The 15,812-nt window shown below is 69.2% G+C and carries 13 protein-coding genes; 7 read left to right on the top strand and 6 right to left on the bottom strand.

What is annotated here, in order from left to right; translation table 11 throughout:
• Positions 1-162: 162 nt before the first annotated feature.
• Complete coding sequence (locus ACFVVC_RS15005; protein ID WP_387454740.1) at positions 163-1,902, top strand: thiamine pyrophosphate-dependent enzyme; 1,740 nt, start codon at positions 163-165, stop codon at positions 1,900-1,902.
• 99 nt (positions 1,903-2,001) lie between these two features.
• Here the strand turns inward: ACFVVC_RS15005 and ACFVVC_RS15000 are convergent, their stop codons facing one another.
• Both ACFVVC_RS15000 and ACFVVC_RS14995 read right to left on the bottom strand, forming a co-directional pair.
• Positions 2,002-2,781, bottom strand: coding sequence for an SDR family NAD(P)-dependent oxidoreductase (locus tag ACFVVC_RS15000; RefSeq protein ID WP_387454737.1), 780 nt, complete (start codon positions 2,779-2,781; stop codon positions 2,002-2,004).
• 94 nt (positions 2,782-2,875) lie between these two features.
• Positions 2,876-3,223, bottom strand: a complete 348-nt coding sequence (locus ACFVVC_RS14995; protein WP_387454734.1) for a hypothetical protein — start codon at positions 3,221-3,223, stop codon at positions 2,876-2,878.
• A gap of 233 nt (positions 3,224-3,456) precedes the next feature.
• On the opposite strand from ACFVVC_RS14995, the gene ACFVVC_RS14990 reads away from it, so the two are divergent.
• The 4 genes from ACFVVC_RS14990 (at position 3,457) to ACFVVC_RS14975 (ending at position 10,517) form a co-directional block, all read left to right on the top strand.
• On the top strand, positions 3,457-3,666 hold the full coding sequence (locus tag ACFVVC_RS14990; RefSeq protein ID WP_387454763.1) for a hypothetical protein: 210 nt from the start codon (positions 3,457-3,459) through the stop codon (positions 3,664-3,666).
• Positions 3,667-3,859: 193 nt separating this feature from the next.
• Positions 3,860-4,522, top strand: a complete 663-nt coding sequence (locus ACFVVC_RS14985) for a DUF4232 domain-containing protein (protein WP_387454732.1) — start codon at positions 3,860-3,862, stop codon at positions 4,520-4,522.
• Between the two features lie 99 nt (positions 4,523-4,621).
• Positions 4,622-9,694 carry a DNA glycosylase AlkZ-like family protein gene (locus tag ACFVVC_RS14980; protein WP_387454729.1) on the top strand — a complete coding sequence of 1,691 codons (5,073 nt, stop codon included), beginning with the start codon at positions 4,622-4,624 and terminating at the stop codon, positions 9,692-9,694.
• The gene (locus ACFVVC_RS14975; protein WP_387454726.1) at positions 9,687-10,517 is read left to right on the top strand and encodes an Fpg/Nei family DNA glycosylase; all 831 of its coding nucleotides are present in this window, start codon (positions 9,687-9,689) and stop codon (positions 10,515-10,517) included. The genes ACFVVC_RS14980 and ACFVVC_RS14975 overlap by 8 nt, the downstream gene beginning before the upstream one ends.
• A 40-nt stretch (positions 10,518-10,557) precedes the next feature.
• Here the strand turns inward: ACFVVC_RS14975 and ACFVVC_RS14970 are convergent, their stop codons facing one another.
• A complete protein-coding gene (locus ACFVVC_RS14970; RefSeq protein WP_387454723.1) occupies positions 10,558-11,178 on the bottom strand; it encodes a YitT family protein in 621 nt (206 codons plus the stop codon).
• A gap of 61 nt (positions 11,179-11,239) precedes the next feature.
• Here ACFVVC_RS14970 and ACFVVC_RS14965 point away from each other — a divergent pair, with 61 nt between their 5' ends.
• Positions 11,240-12,718, top strand: coding sequence for a PLP-dependent aminotransferase family protein (locus tag ACFVVC_RS14965; protein ID WP_387454720.1), 1,479 nt, complete (start codon positions 11,240-11,242; stop codon positions 12,716-12,718).
• A 98-nt stretch (positions 12,719-12,816) separates the two neighbouring features.
• Here the strand turns inward: ACFVVC_RS14965 and ACFVVC_RS14960 are convergent, their stop codons facing one another.
• Positions 12,817-13,509, bottom strand: coding sequence for an SRPBCC domain-containing protein (locus ACFVVC_RS14960; protein WP_387454717.1), 693 nt, complete (start codon positions 13,507-13,509; stop codon positions 12,817-12,819).
• On the bottom strand, positions 13,506-14,141 hold the full coding sequence (locus tag ACFVVC_RS14955) for an ArsR/SmtB family transcription factor (RefSeq protein WP_387454714.1): 636 nt from the start codon (positions 14,139-14,141) through the stop codon (positions 13,506-13,508). Before ACFVVC_RS14955 ends, ACFVVC_RS14960 begins: the two co-directional genes overlap by 4 nt.
• 125 nt (positions 14,142-14,266) lie before the next feature.
• Between ACFVVC_RS14955 and ACFVVC_RS14950 the strand changes: the two genes are divergently transcribed.
• Complete coding sequence (locus ACFVVC_RS14950) at positions 14,267-15,238, top strand: RluA family pseudouridine synthase (protein WP_387454760.1); 972 nt, start codon at positions 14,267-14,269, stop codon at positions 15,236-15,238.
• Here the strand turns inward: ACFVVC_RS14950 and ACFVVC_RS14945 are convergent.
• Complete coding sequence (locus tag ACFVVC_RS14945) at positions 15,210-15,740, bottom strand: O-acetyl-ADP-ribose deacetylase (protein WP_387454711.1); 531 nt, start codon at positions 15,738-15,740, stop codon at positions 15,210-15,212. The two genes, ACFVVC_RS14950 and ACFVVC_RS14945, sit on opposite strands and share 29 nt — an antisense overlap.
• Positions 15,741-15,812: the final 72 nt, after the last annotated feature.

The raw sequence follows: 15,812 nt of genomic DNA, 5'->3' as shown, positions 1-15,812 counted from the left end.
GCCTCCATCCTCATGATCGCCGGCTGGTACGCCTGCCGCACCCGCATCCGCCACATCGCCGAAACCCGCGACGGCTACACCGGCACCTCCCCCGTCATCGCCAACCGGACACCCATTACGTAACCCGGCCCCTTCCGCCACCCTTCGAGCCAAAGAAAGAACATGACTCCAGAGCCGCAAACCGCCCTGACCGCATCCCGTTCCGAGCCCGCCGTCGTCGTAGATGACCGTCCGGACCTCCGCCCAACCGCGCCGGACCCGGCGCAGCCAACGCTGAAGTCCGCCGGGCATGTCATTGTCGATTCCCTGGTGGCCCATGGCGTGGAGCGAACCTACGTGGTTCCCGGCGAGAGCTTCCTTGACGTGCTGGATGGCCTGCACGGGTCCACCATCGAAACCATCGTCTGCCGCCATGAGGGTGGCGCCGCCTACATGGCCGAGGCCGACGGCAAAATGAACCAGCGTCCGGGGGTGGCGATGGTAACCCGCGGGCCGGGCGCCGCCAACGCCCACGTGGGACTGCACACCGCCTGGCAGGACTCCACCCCCATGCTGCTCTTCGTGGGACTCATCCCGTTCGCCCACCGGGACCGCGAGGCGTTCCAGGAGTTCGACATCAAGTCCTGGTTCGATACCGGAGCCAAACGGGTCATGGTCCTTGACCACCCGGAACGGGCCTCCGAAATCGTGGCCGAAGCCATGTTCGCGGCCATGAGCGGACGGCCCGGCCCCGTGGTGGTCGGCCTGCCGGAGGACGTCATCCGCCGGCAGGTCAGCCCGGCCCTGCATCCCGCGATTCCCGTGGCAGCCGGCGGCATGGGCAGCAGGGATTCCGCGGCGCTTGAAGCAGCCCTGGCCAGATCCAGCAAGCCGCTGTTCGTCACCGGCGGGAACGACTGGACCCAGGAAGCCGCCGTCCAGCTCACCGGCTGGCTGGAAAGGCACCACATCCCGGCCGCTGCCGAGTGGCGGACCCAGGGAACGGTTCCCTTCGACTCACCGTCCTATGTGGGACCTATCGGGTACGGCCGCCCCCGGCCCACCTACGACCTGCTGGAGGAAACCGACCTCCTGGTCTTTGTGGGCACGGTCCCTGGCGATGTCATTACGGACGGCTTCGTCTGCCGGCAGGACTGGACCAAGGAGAACTTCCTGGTCACGGTGGATCCGTCGCTGCGCGGACGGTCTGGCCCGGTGTCGCGGCAAATCCTGGCCAAGCCGGAGGCGTTCGTGCGCGACCTCCAAGGCATAACACTGCCGGTAAAGGACGAGTGGCGTGACTGGACGGCCCGGATGCGGGCGGAACAGGAACGCTTCGCTGCCCTCCCTCCCGCTGCCCCGGGGGCCGGGCAGGCCAGGATGGACACGCTGATGGCCAACCTGGTGCCCCGGCTTCCCGAGGACGCCGTTGTGACGTTCGGGGCCGGCGAACACACCAACTGGGCGCACCGGTACTTCCCCACCCGCCGCTATGCGTCCATGCTCAGTGCCCGCAACGGCTCCATGGGGTACTCCATCCCGGCCGCCGTTGCCGCATCGCTGGCCGGGCCGCAGCGGCGCGTCGTAACCATCGCCGGGGACGGCGAATTCCTCATGAACGGCCAGGAATTGGCCACCGCCGCCCAATATGGCGCCACGCCCTTGGTGGTGGTCATGGACAACCAGGAGTACGGCACCATCCGCACGCACCAGGAGCGGCACTACCCGCAGCGGGTGTCCGGCACGCAGCTGAAAAACCCGGATTTCGGGTTGATGGCTACGGCGTTCGGCGGCTTCGGCATCACCGTCACGGATGACCGCGACGTGCCGGCCGCCCTGGATTCTGCCTTGGCGGCCATTGACCGGGACCGCACGTTCGCTCTGGTCCATCTCGTGGTGGACCAGCGCGTCAAGGCGTACTAGGCGGCCCCGGGGGCGCTCCCCTGGTGGGCGGACGACGACGGGCCGCACCCGGCGTCGTCCGCTTGGCTTTAAGGTGCCTGCCGGCAGTGGCGCTGCCGCCTACAGTGCCGACCATCCGCCGTCGGAAGCGAGCACGGCCCCGTTGACGTTGGTGCCGTCGTCGCTGAGCAGGAAGGTGATGGACGCGGCAAGCTGCGCGGCGGTGGCGGGGGTCGGGATGTTCGCCTGCATCAGCGGACCCAACCGCCCTGCCGCCAGCTCCGAACCCCAGTTCGCCTCGATTTTGGTGATGGTGGCGCCCGGCGCCACGGTGTTGAAGCGCAGCCCCAACGGGCCGTACATGACGGCCGAGTTCCTGGTGAGGCCAACCACCGCATGCTTGGAGGCCGTGTAGGCCGCACCCGCGGCGGAACCCCGCAGCCCGGCCTCCGAGGAAACATTGACCACGGAGCCGGTGCCAGCCGCCAGCATCAGCGGCACCACGGCACGGGTAAGTCGCATCAGCGCGGTGACGTTGATCCGGAAGACCCGCTCCCAGACCTGGTCGTCCACCTCGTGGATGGGGGCAAAGTTGTCCATGATGCCGGCAACGTTGGCCAGCGCATCCACCCTGCCGCCGGCGGCCGCCACCACTGCCGCCACAGCGTCTTCGGTGGAGATATCACCGGCAACGGCAACCAGGTCCAGGCCGGGATTCCCGGCCACCAGGTCATCCAGCCGTTCCTTGCTGATGTCCGCCGCGATGACCCGGCCGCCCTCCCTGGCGACGCGCAGTGCGGTTGCCAGCCCGATGCCCGAGCCTGCGCCGGTGACAATGACGGTCCTGCCGGCGAACCGGCCCGCGGTTGTGGTTTCCTGCCATGCAGCTTCGTTGCCCATGATGTTCCTTCCAACAGAGAGATGGTGCACTGCCGTCCCAAGCACTGATGGCCGGCATCGAAAACGATGCCGGCCATCCGCCAGGTCTTTCGGGCTACAGCCGATCGGTCCGGTCTTCGCCGCCCTTGTGGCCGGTTCCGCGGAGGTTCTCCTGGACCTTGCCGAACAAATCCTTGATGGTGGATTCCGCGTTGGAGATGACGTCCACGGGCACGTAGACCACGTGGGTCAACGGCAGGTCGTACTCATCCTTCAGGTGCGTGCCGTTTCCCACCCCTGTCAGGGAGATGTAAACCATGGCTTCCGTCCGCGCGATTCCCGCGAGCTTACCGAAGACCACCGTGAATTCATTCGGCTGGAAGCTGATTGTCTGCCCGATGTGGCTGCGGCCCAGTTCACCCGCTGTGACTGCCTTTTCCGACTGGCTTCCGGTGTAGTCCATGAACTTCTCCTTCGATCGCCGACGCTTACGCAGGCAGTCTAACCCCGGCCTTCCCCCTGGCACACGGGCCTGCCGGACCGCTGCGCCAGGCCGCTGGAGGCCTGCACAAAGAAGAAGCGTGACGCGTGGTTCACTCTTCCATTGAGTTGGGCGGCGGCGCCCCTGTTTGATGGCTTCATTGGGCGGCAGTTGCCGCCACAACCACGCCGTGCAAAGGAATGCCCGTGACTTCAATGACGAGCCGCGTAAAAAGCCCTGTCCGCTGGGACCCGGTCGAGATAGGCGATCCGGTGGAACTCCGAAGGAACGGCCGGGTGGCCTTCAGCGGCGTGGTGGATGACAGGACGGACGACGGCGGCATCGTGTGGGTGACTGCGCCCGCGGGGGGCCGCCGGCTGTTCCACATCGCAGACGGCGTGGACCTGGCAGGGGTGCCGGCATGACGGAGTGCCCCGAGGACTGCCCGTACTGCACCGGGCCCGAGACCGACTGACGGTGCTTGTTCCGGACCGGCTCGGTTGCCGCATGGCATCAGGCAGCCCGCGAGTGCCCGGATCATCACGATCCGGGCATCAAATTGCCGCCAAGGCATGCGGCATCGTTGACGCGGGCAACCGCTACGGCGAAGGTGGTGCCATGAGGTCTCAGATAATTTCCCAGGCGATTGCCCTGACGACGGCGGCCGCAGCGGCAACGCTGCTGCTCACCGCGTGCGCTCCAAGCCAGCCGCAGTCCCAAACCACGACGGCACCCGCCACCGGGCAGGCCAGCCAGTCGCCCACGTCGTCGGCATCCTCGGCCCCGCCGGCGTCCTCCGCACCTGCCACGACGCCTGGCTCCCCCGCCCCTGGCTCCCCCGGCACCACAGCCGCCGGCGCGCCCGGGCTGTGCAAGGCGGCCGGACTCACGGCAGCCACCGATGCCTCCGGCGGCGGCGCGGCGGGCAGCGTCTACATGAAGCTCAACCTCACCAACAAGGGAACCGACCCCTGCATCCTCAAGGGCTTCGCCGGCGTCTCCCTGGTTGCCGACGCCGCCGGCGCCCCGATCGGAGCCCCGGCCACGCGCGACGACTCCGCGGGAGTGGTTGACGTCCTGCTGGCCCCCGGCCAGACCGGCACCGCGGTACTGCGCTACACGCAGGCCGGCAACTACATGGACTGCTCACCGGTGGATGCCGCCGGCTACCGGGTCTACCCGCCCGAGGACACCGACTCCCTGTTCCTCCCGCAGCCCACCAAGGCCTGCAGCAACGCGCAAATCACGCTGCTCTCCATCGGGGCATTCCAACCGGCCTGACCGCGCACGGCCCGGCGAACCTGGCCGCGGCCCGGCACCCACGCCGGGTCGCGGCGGCCGCCGAAACCCGGTGTCGGTGCCTTGGGGCATGATGGAGGCATGAACCAGGAACAGCGTCCTGCCGGCAGCGCTTCCGGCTCCGCTGCGCCCATGGCCCAGTTCAGCCGCGCCACCCGGGACTGGTTCCTGGGCGCCTTTTCCGAAGCAACACCGGCCCAGGCCGGGGCCTGGACTGCCATCTCGTCAGGTTCGCACGCACTGGTGGTGGCACCCACCGGGTCCGGTAAGACCCTCGCCGCCTTCCTGTGGGCCCTGGACCGCCTCCTCGGCACGGAACCGGCGTCTCCTGATCCCGCAGGGGAAACCGCGGCCAAGGGCAAGCGGTCCCGGGCACCCAAACGCAAAACCCGCGTCCTCTACATTTCGCCCCTCAAGGCGTTGGGCGTCGACGTCGAACGCAACCTCCGCTCGCCGCTGATCGGCATCACGCAAACGGCCAAGCGGCTGGGGCTCCCGGCACCGCTGATCACCGTGGGCGTCCGGTCCGGGGACACCCCCGCCGCGGAGCGCCGGTCGCTGCTGAGCAACCCGCCTGACATCCTCATCACCACCCCCGAATCACTGTTCCTCATGCTCACCTCCAAGGCCCGCGAAACCCTCACCGAGGTGGACACCATCATCATCGACGAGGTCCATGCCGTGGCCGGAACCAAGCGCGGCGCCCACCTTGCGGTGTCCCTGGAGCGGCTGGATGCGCTGCTGCCCAAACCTGCGCAGCGCATCGGGCTTTCCGCAACCGTGGAGCCGCGGGAACTCGTGGCGCAGTTCCTGGCCGGTTCGGCCCCCGTGGAGATCGTCGCGCCGCCGGCCAGCAAGAACTGGGACCTCACGGTCTCGGTGCCGGTGGAGGATATGTCGGACCTGCAGGGCGCTGCGGGGGCGTTCGACTCCGGGCCCGCTTCCGGCCTCCAGCCGCAGGCATCCATCTGGCCCCATGTGGAGGAAAAGATCGTTGACCTGGTGCTGGCCAACCAGTCCACCATCGTGTTCGCGAATTCCCGGCGCCTCGCCGAACGCCTCACCGCCCGGCTCAACGAAATCTACGCCGAACGCCAGCTGGTGGCCGTGGGCGGCGGCTGGGACGACGCCGCTCCGGAAGGGCTCGACGCCGGGCCGGGCAGGCCGGGGGGACCGTCGTCGGGCATTCCCGCTTCAACGGCCACGCCCGCGCACATGATGGCGCAAGCGGGCAGTTCCGCCGGCGCGGATCCGGTACTGGCGCGCGCGCACCACGGTTCTGTTTCCAAGGACCAGCGCGCGTTGATCGAGGACGACCTCAAATCGGGGCGGCTGCGGTGCGTGGTGGCCACGTCGTCGCTGGAACTGGGCATCGATATGGGCGCCGTGGACCTGGTGGTGCAGGTCGAATCGCCCCCCTCGGTGGCCAGCGGCCTGCAGCGGGTGGGCCGCGCGGGCCACCAGGTGGGCGAGGTCTCCCAGGGCGTCCTGTTCCCCAAGCACCGGGCGGACCTGGTCCATACGGCCATTACCGTGGAGCGGATGCTGGACGGCAAGATCGAGCGGCTGGCCATCCCGGCCAACCCGCTGGACATCCTGGCCCAGCAGACGGTGGCGGCAACGGCCCTGGGCAGCATCGATGTGGAGGAATGGTTCAGCACCGTGCGCCGTTCCGCTCCGTTCGCGTCCCTTCCCCGCTCCGCGTTCGAGGCCACCCTCGACCTGCTGGCGGGACGGTACCCGTCCGACGAATTCGCCGAGCTCCGCCCGAGGATCATCTGGGACCGGAATGCCGGCACCATCGAGGGCCGTCCCGGCGCGCAGCGGCTGGCCGTCACCTCCGGCGGCACCATCCCGGACCGCGGCCTGTTCGGCGTCTACATCATCGGCACCGAGCAGGAAGGCTCGGCGTCCCCGGCCGAGGACGGCAAGCCGGCGCGCGCGGCCAAGGGCGGCCGGCGCGTGGGCGAACTGGACGAGGAAATGGTCTACGAGTCCCGCGTGGGCGACGTCTTTGCCCTCGGTGCCACCAGCTGGAAGATCGAGGACATCACCCACGACCGCGTCCTGGTCTCCCCCGCGTTTGGCCAGCCCGGCAAGCTGCCGTTCTGGAAGGGTGACTCCTTGGGGCGCCCGGTGGACCTCGGCCGCGCCTTGGGCGCGTTCGTTCGCGAACTGTCTGCGTCCGATCCCGGCCCGGCCACCGAACGGTGCAAAGCCAGCGGCCTGGACGACTTCGCTGCCAACAACCTCATCCAGTACCTCAGCGAGCAGAAGCTGGCCACCGAGGTGGTCCCCAGCGACACCACGCTGGTGGTGGAGCGGTTCCACGACGAACTGGGCGACTGGCGCGTGATCCTGCACAGCCCGTTCGGCATGCCCGTCCACGCACCATGGGCCCTCGCGGTGGGGCAGCGGCTTCATCAGCGGTACGGGCTGGACGGCTCGGCCATGGCGGCCGACGACGGCATCGTCCTGCGGGTGCCCATGATGGAAGACGAACCGCCGGGCGCCGAACTGTTCCTCTTCGACCCGGAGGAACTGGAGCAGATCGTCACCGCCGAGGTGGGCGGCAGCGCCCTCTTCGCCTCGCGCTTCCGCGAGTGTGCGGCCCGCGCCCTGCTGCTGCCCCGGCAGACCCCCGGCAAGCGCCAGCCGCTCTGGCAGCAGCGCCAACGGTCGGCCCAGCTGCTGGACGTGGCCAGGAAGTACCCCACGTTCCCCATCGTGCTCGAAACGGTCCGCGAATGCCTGCAGGACGTCTACGATCTGCCGGCGTTGAAAGACATCGCCGCCTCCGTGGAACGGCGCGAGCTGCGGATTGTGGAGACCACCACCCAACAGCCCTCGCCGTACGCCAAGTCCTTGCTCTTCGGCTATGTCGCCCAGTTCCTCTACGAGGGCGATTCTCCGCTCGCGGAGCGCCGTGCTGCCGCCCTGGCCCTGGACTCCACGCTGCTCAACGAACTGCTTGGCCGGGTGGAGCTGCGCGAACTCCTGGACGCCAAGGTCATTGAGGCCACCGAACGCGAACTGCAGCGGCTGATCCCCGACCGGCGTGCGCGCGGCATGGAGGGAGTAGCCGATCTCCTGCGGCTGCTGGGCCCGCTCGCGCCGGAAGAGGCGGCCGCACGGTTGCAGGGCACGGCCCCCGCGGTTGAGCCCGCCCAAGCCACCCCGGCTGTGGAACCTGCCGAAACCTCTCCGGCGGTTGAGGCCGCCGAAACCGGGCAGACCGACGTCCCCGCCACCGTCGCCGACGCGGCCGCCCACCTTGCCGCCCTCCAGCGGGCCAATCGCGCCATCAAGGTCAACATCGGCGGGTTTGAGCGGTTCGCGGCCGTCGAGGACGCCGCGCGTCTCCGCGACGCCATCGGCGTGCCGCTGCCCATGGGCGTCCCCTTGGCCTTCATCGAGCCCGTTGCCGATCCACTGGGCGACCTCGTGTCCCGGTACGCCAGGACCCACGGCCCCTTCACCGCAGCCGAGGCCGCCACGAGGCTGGGCCTGGGCGTGGCCGTGGTGGGCACGGCGCTGAAACGCCTGGCAGCGGACGGACGCGTCGTGGAAGGGGAATTCCGGCCCCACGCCACCCCGCCCGAGGCCCCGCCGCAGGAGCCGGACGGGCAGGAATCAGTCCCTGCGGGCCAAAGTCAGCCGGCCGCCCTACCGGCACCATCGGGCAGCTCCTCACCTGGCGGGCAGCACGCCGTCGCCAGCGAATGGTGCGACGCCGAGGTGCTGCGCAAGCTCCGCCGCCGCTCCCTGGCCGCGCTGCGCGCCGAAGTGGAACCGGTGGACGCCGCAGCCTATGGGCGCTTCCTGCCGGCCTGGCAGCATGTCAGGACCCCTGGCGGCGGCCGCGGCCAACCCTCACTGCGGGGCCTGGATGGAATCATCACCGCCATCGACCAGCTCTCCGGGGTTCCCGTGCCAGCCTCGGCCTGGGAGCCGCTGGTCCTGGCAAGCCGGGTGTCCAACTACCAGCCCGCCATGCTGGACGAACTCATGGCGGCAGGTGAGGTCCTGTGGTCGGGCGCCGGGTCCTTGCCGGGCAACGACGGCTGGATCAGCCTCCATCTGGCTGACTCCGCGGAGCTGACGCTCAATCCTGCCCCTGACTTTGAACCCGGGGATTCCGGCCGGCGCCTCCTGGACCACTTGCGGAACAACGGGGGCGGGTACTTCTTCCGGCAGCTCACCGAAGTGGCCGGGGGCATGGACGCCGTCCTCAGCGATCAGGAGGTGGTCACTGCGCTGTGGGAACTCGCATGGGCCGGGAGGATTACCGGCGACACGTTCGCACCGGTCCGGTCGCTGATCGCCGGCGGGCATACGGCGCACCGGCAGGTGGCTCGTGCCCCGCGCTCCCGGGCACCGCGGTTGAGCCGGCTGGGCCGCTCCCACGGCACCGGCCTGATGGGCTCCCCCGGGCTTGCCGGCGGACGGTACGGAACCCAGGGCGCCTCCACGCCGGCTACGGCAGCCGGCCGCTGGTCCGCCCTTCCCGAACCCGAACTCGATGCCACCATCCACGCCCGCGCCACCGCTGAGCTCCTGCTGGACCGCTATGGCGTGGTCACCAGGGGCTCGGTCATGGCCGAGCAAATCCTGGGCGGCTTCGGGCTCATGTACAAGGTTTTGGCGCGGCTGGAAGAGGCCGGCCGGTGCCGCCGCGGCTACTTCATCGAACACCTCGGCGCCGCCCAGTTCGCCGTTCCCGCCACCGTGGACCGGCTCCGCTCCTACTCGGAGGACACGCAACTGGCCAAGGCGGAGCCGGTGGCCCTGGCCCTCGCGGCCACCGATCCCGCCAACCCTTTCGGCGCTGCCCTCCCCTGGCCCGCATTGCGGGACGACGCCGGGACCGGGCACCGTCCCGGCCGTAAGGCGGGTGCTCTGGTAGTGCTGGTGGATGGTGCGCTGGTCCTGTACGTGGAACGCGGCGGCAAGACCTTGCTGGCGTTCAGCGATGACGACGCCGTGCTGGCGGCTGCCGGTGCTGCCCTGGTGGGGGTGGTCACCCGGGGAGCCGTGGACAAACTGATCATGGAGAAGGTGAACGGGCAGGGAATCCTCGATACCCCCGTTGCCGCGGCCCTCAGCGCCGCCGGCGCCTACTCCACGCCAAAGGGATTGAGGATCCGTGCCTGAGGGGGATTCCGTCTGGCGGGCCGCCCGTCAACTGCACCAGGCCCTGGCGGGGCAGGCGTTGCTTGCCTCGGATTTCCGCGTTCCGCGGTTTGCCACGCTGAACCTAACCGGGTGGACCGTCGAGGAGGTGGTCCCCCGCGGCAAGCACCTGCTGATGCGGGTGGTGGGCCCGGAGGACAAACGGCTGACCATCCACTCGCACCTGAAAATGGAAGGGGCCTGGCAGGTCTACCCGCCGGGCGGACGATGGCGGAAGCCCGGCTTCACCGCCCGGTGCGTGCTGCGGACGGCCGCTGCCGACGCCGTCGGCTTCTCCCTGGGCATCCTGGAAGTGGTGGCCACAGCGAACGAGGACTCCGTCGTGGGATTCCTGGGCCCGGACCTCCTGGGCCCGGACTGGGACCTGGATGAAGCCGAACGCCGTGTCCGGTCCCGCCCGGAGGTACCAATCGGCGTGGCGTTGCTGGACCAACGGAATCTCGCGGGTATCGGCAACATCTATCGCTGCGAGGCGTGCTTCCTGTCGGGAGTGCATCCCGCTACGCCCGTGGCCGACGTCGTGGATGTGCGGACCATGATGACCGACGCCAAGCAGCTCCTGGAGGTCAACCTGGGACCGGGCCGCCGCGTTACGGTCCTCAATGCCCGGGGCCTCCCCGTGGGGAGGATGGCGGGCAGGCCCGGCTATTGGGTGTACGGCGGGGAACGACGACCATGCCTCAAGTGCGGCACTCCCATCCAGCGCGGCCTCCTGGGCAAGCCCAACGGCGAGGAGGAACGGGACATTTACTTCTGCCCGAAATGCCAGCCGGTGCCGGCCTGACACCAGGATCCGGCCTGGCACCAGCAGGGGTCGCCGGCACTCAGCAGTTGGCGGCAGCCGGTTTGCTTGCCGCTTTCGGCGGCGCTGCAGGAACCATGAAGCGCGGCAGCAGGACATGGACCAAGGGGCCGATGGCCAGCGCATAAACCACCGTGCCCACGCCCACGGAGCCGCCCAGCAGCCACCCGATGGCCAGTACGGTCACCTCAATGAGGGTGCGGGACAGCCTGACGGACCAGCCGGTCCGGCGGGCCAGCCCCGTCATCAGCCCGTCCCGTGCGCCGGGCCCGAAGCGTGCCCCGATGTAGCAGGCGGAGGCAATGCCGTTCAGCACGATGGCCCCGCCGAGGAGGCCGATCTGGCCGGCCAGGGGGGACACCGGCGGGATCAGCGCCAGGCCGATGTCCGCAAACACTCCCACCAGCACAGCGTTGCACAGGGTGCCGAAGCCTGGCCACTGGCGCAGCGGAATCCAGAGGAGCAGCACCAGGAAACTCACCACGATGACCACCACGCCGATGCTCAGGCCGGTCCGGTTGGACACGCCCTGATGGAACACATCCCAGGGGTCCAGGCCCAGGCCGGCGCGGATGAACATGGCCAGCGAAATGCCGTACATGGCCAGGCCGGTGAAGAGTTGGAGGAGTCTGCGGGTCATCATGAAGACAACCATTCCACGCAACTGGCATTGGAATACATAGCCAGTTTGAGATACTGGCTCTATGGCTGTCCTCACTCCGCAGGCTTTGTCCCGCCTCCTTGGCCCGTGGAACAGTGGTACCGGGCCTGCCTACCGCGAGCTGGCTGACGTAGTGCGGCTCCTGATCCTGGACGGCCGAATTGCACTGGATACCGCGTTGCCCAGCGAGCGCTCGCTCAGCTCGGTCCTTGGGGTCAGCCGGACAACCGTCACGGCGGCGTATTCCACCCTCCGGGACCAGGGCTTCCTGACCACCGGCCAGGGCAGCCGTGGCAAAACCCGCATCCCCGAGCTGACCCCGTCCGGGCCTGCGCTTTTCGGCCCGCACCCCCTATCCGCCTCCCCGCTGGCGGCGCCGGGCCTGACCGCCCCCCAAGGGCTGATCGATCTGGCCTATTCCGCGCTGCCGGCCAGCGGCGAAGTGGTGCACCGGGCCTTTGCCGCGGCCCTGACGGAGCTCCCGGCCCTGCTGCCCGGGTTTGGCTACGACGCCTTGGGCCTGCTGCCGTTGCGCCAGGCGGTTGCGGACCGGTACACGGCGGCCGGTATGCCGACGCAGCCGGGGCAGGTCATGGTCACGTCCGGAGCCCAGCACGCCTTGACCATCATCATCCGGACGCTGGCGGACCGGCAGGACAGGATCCTGGTGGAGCACCCCAGCTATCCCCATGCACTGGATGCCATCCGTTCCGCCCGGTGCCGGCCCGTCCCGGTGGCCTTCGCCGAGTCCGGTTGGGACCTGCCGGCCCTGGAATCGGCCTTGGTCCAGCAACGGCCCAAGCTTGCCTACCTGGTGCCGGACTTCCACAACCCCACTGGCATGATCATGCCTGACGAACAGCGGCGCCTGCTGGCCCGCGCGGCGGCGGCATCCGGAACGGTGCTGGTGGCGGATGAAACGCTGCGTGACCTCAACCTCGACGGCGTTGCCACCACTCCGCTGGCCGGCTTCGGCAGCGGAGTCGTATCGATCGGCTCGCTGAGCAAGTCGCATTGGGGCGGCCTGCGCACCGGGTGGATCCGTGCCTCCGAACCGATGATCCAGCGCTTCGCCGCCGCGCGCACCACGCTGGACCTGGGCGGCCCCGTCATGGAGCAGCTGGCCGCAGCCCACCTGGTGCGCGCACTTGAGGAGCCGCTGCCCGCACTGTTGCAGACGCTGCGGGGCAACCGCTCAACCCTGCTCGGCCTGCTCGCGGAACACCTGCCGACGTGGCAGACGGTGCCCCCGGCCGGCGGACTCTCGGTCTGGTGCAGGCTTCCTGCCCCCATCAGTACCGCGCTCACGGTCCTGGCACCGGAATTCGGCATCAGGCTCGCGGCCGGCCCCCGGTTCGGGATCGGCGGCGCCTTTGAACGCAACCTGCGCCTGCCGTTCACCCTCGCACCGGACAAGCTGGAGGCGGCGGTGCGGGGGCTCCGTGCTGCCCAGGACCGGCTGGATGCCGCTCCCCAGCTGCGCCGGTCACTGACCCATGCCCCCGCCGTCGCCATCGCCTGACCCGGCCGCCGAAACCGCCGGAGGTGTGCGTAACCGCCGGAGCGGCACGGCGATCCCGCACCGTTCCGGCGATTCGGGCGCCAAACGGGAGTCCGTGGCTACGCGTACACGTGTTCCAGGAACCCGCCCCACGCCTTGGCCGTGGTCTCGGAGTCGCCGGCGCCACTGAAATCGTGCACCGTCATGCCCACCGGGGCGCCGAAGGCGTTGCGGCCGAAGAAACGGTACAAGGCGTCCCGGGTACGCAGGCCCAGGAAGTGCTCATTCGAGAAGTCCACCTCGCCCGCCAGCCGCCCCAGGGCGTCGAGCTCCACGTCAAAACTGTTTCCCTGCCCGGCGCTTCCCAGACCCAGCGCCTCCCGCAAGCGGGCGAACCCGTCCGGTGCCTGCGAGGACGGGGGAGCCTGAATGTCGGTGAACACCACGGGACGGCCGTCGAAGTACTGCAGGTATTGGCCCAGCGTGTGCAGGTAGAACTCGGTGTGGCGGCTGGCGCCGTCGTACTGTTCATCCCAGTTGTCGGCGAAGATGCCGCTGTGGACGTAGTGCAGTCGTGCGCGGCCGCCGTCCAGTGGCTCCAGGACGTGTTCCAGCTGGTTGAACCAGCCGTCCGGGCCCTCCATCCTGGACACCAGGTGGCTCGGGTACTCTTCCACGGTCCTGACGGCGGGCCACTGGTCCGTGGGGAACATCCAGGCCGGGGTTCCCGCGGTGACGGCTTCCCACACCCGCTCGGGGGTGCCGGGAAGGTCAGAGTCGTGGACGATTTCGAAGGTGCGCTTGGTGTTCATTTGTCCTGTTCCTTGCCTGGAGTGGATTCGTTGGTTGCCTTGGGGGCACTGGTTTCTTTGAGGACCGGGTGCAGGGCCACGACGAGCCGGTGCCGCCGCCCCTGTGGTGAACCGGCGTCGTGGTACTTGTCCACCAGCCGGGTGACCTCCACGCCGAGTTCCTCGGCGAAGGCGGCCCGTTCGGCGGCGGTGCGGAAGGTAATCTCGCCGTCGATGGCGAACGTGGCCAATTTCTGCCGGGAAGCGGCGGCGCCGGCTATCAGCTTTCCCACTTCCCGGACCATCCGGCCGGCGAGCGCCAGCAGCCAGAATGCGGAGAACCGGTCGGAGAACCGGCGCGGATCCGGCGAGATCGAGGCCAGCGCGGACGGTGAGATCAGGTAGGAAGCCGCGGTGGCCTGGAGCACGCGTTCAGTGACGTTCCCTTTGCGGCGCTCCTCCACCAGCTCCACCAGGCCATGCCGCTCCAGCGCTTTGAGGTGGTAGTTGACCTTCTGCCTGGGCAGGCCCACCCGGACCGCCAGCTGCGTTGCGGAGCCGGGCCGGGCCAGCTCCCGCAGGATGCTGGTGCGGATGGGGTCCAGCGACGCTTCGGCCGCGGCCGGGTCCTCGATGACTGCAATTTCCTGCATGCCACCATTCTCGCTACCGACAACTTTTATTGTCAAGAATGTTTTTATCGTCGGAGCGTGGTCAGGGTTCGGCGCGATCCCGTCCCGGATAGCCAGCCGTGAGCCCCCGGTAGAATAGGGCGGTGATGCAATCCCCCCTCCCCGTGCGCGACGGCGTCAACGCCACCCGCCTGCGCCTCCCGGACGAGGGCCCCTGGGACACCGCGATGGACTACATGATGCACCGCTGGGGGCACATCGATCCGCAGGGCATCGAGGACCGGTTCGACGCCGGCGAGATCGTGGGCGAGGGCGGCATCCCCCTGGACCGCAGCACCCCGCTCCAGGACCACACCTTCATCTGGTACTACCGCACCCTGCCGCCGGAGACCCGGCTGCCCGTGGAACTGAGCATCCTGCACCAGGACGAGCACCTGCTGGTGGTGGACAAACCGCACTTCCTCCCCACCACCCCGGGCGGCACCTACATCCAGGAGTCCGCCCTGGTCCGGCTGCGGAACCAACTGGACCTGCCGGACCTGATTCCCATGCACCGGCTGGACCGCATGACCGCCGGTGTCCTGCTCTTCTCCACCAACCCGCAGACCCGGGGCAAGTACCAGGTGCTGTTCGAGAAGCGGCAGGTGCAGAAGGAGTACGAGTGCGTCTCCGCCGCGGAGCCCGCGCCGGGACATCCCGCCGTCGAATTTCCCGTGGTGGTCCGCAACCGGATGACCAAGTCGCGCAGCTACCTGCTGGCGGAAGTCATTGACGGCGAGCCGAACGCGGAAACCAGGATCGAGCAGCTGGAAACGTTCGACGACGGCGGCCCGGCAGGTGCCTCCGGCAGCGGCACCAGCAGGCGCCGCCTTGCCAAGTACCGGCTGGAACCGCACACCGGCAAGACCCACCAGCTGCGGGTGCACATGGCCTCGCTGGGACTGGGGATCGTCAACGACGCCTTCTACCCTGACCTGCTGGACAAGGCCCCGGACGACTACGCCAAACCCCTGCAGCTGCTGGCCCGCGGCATCCGGTTCGTGGATCCGATCTCCGGCCGGCCCGTGGAGTACCGCAGCGCCCTGGACCTCAGCGAGGCTGTCCGAGCACGTCCCTGAACACCTCTTCAACCCCGGGCGTGTGGAGCACGAACTCCACCACTCGTAGGTCGCTGGCCGGGTGCAGGGCCTCGAATCCGGCCAAGGCGTCGAGGGCTGCCCGCGCGACGGTATCCGCAGCCCAGCCGTAGGCGCCCGCCCCCACCGCCGGGAACGCCAGTCCGCGGGCACCCAGGGAGTCGGCCAGCCGCAGGCTTTCGCTGAAGCAGGACACCAGGAGGGCCCGGTTGGTCTGCCCCGCATGCCGGTTTGGGCCCACCGTGTGGATGACCCAGCGGGCAGGCAACCGGAACCCGGCCGTTGCGACGGCGGCGCCGGTCTGCAGTCCGTGCGGGAGGTCCGTTGCCCGCAACTGGCGGCACGCAGCCAACAGTTCCGGACCGGCCGCCCGGTGCAGCGCCCCTTCCACTCCCCCGCCGCCAAGCAGCGACGAATTCGCGGCATTGACCACCGCATCCACCCGCCGCTGCGTAATGTCGCCCCGCAAAACCGTGATCCGCATGCCGCCAGTTTCCCACTCCACCGCGCGGTCCGGGCACGGGCGGCCGCGGCGGAATCCCTCCCCGGCAGGGTG

This window comes from Pseudarthrobacter sp. NPDC058196 (genome assembly GCF_042882685.1).
Lineage (GTDB): Bacteria > Actinomycetota > Actinomycetes > Actinomycetales > Micrococcaceae > Arthrobacter.
The sequence above is the reverse complement of the archived record's forward strand: the minus strand, read 5'-3'. Positions and strand labels throughout refer to the sequence as shown.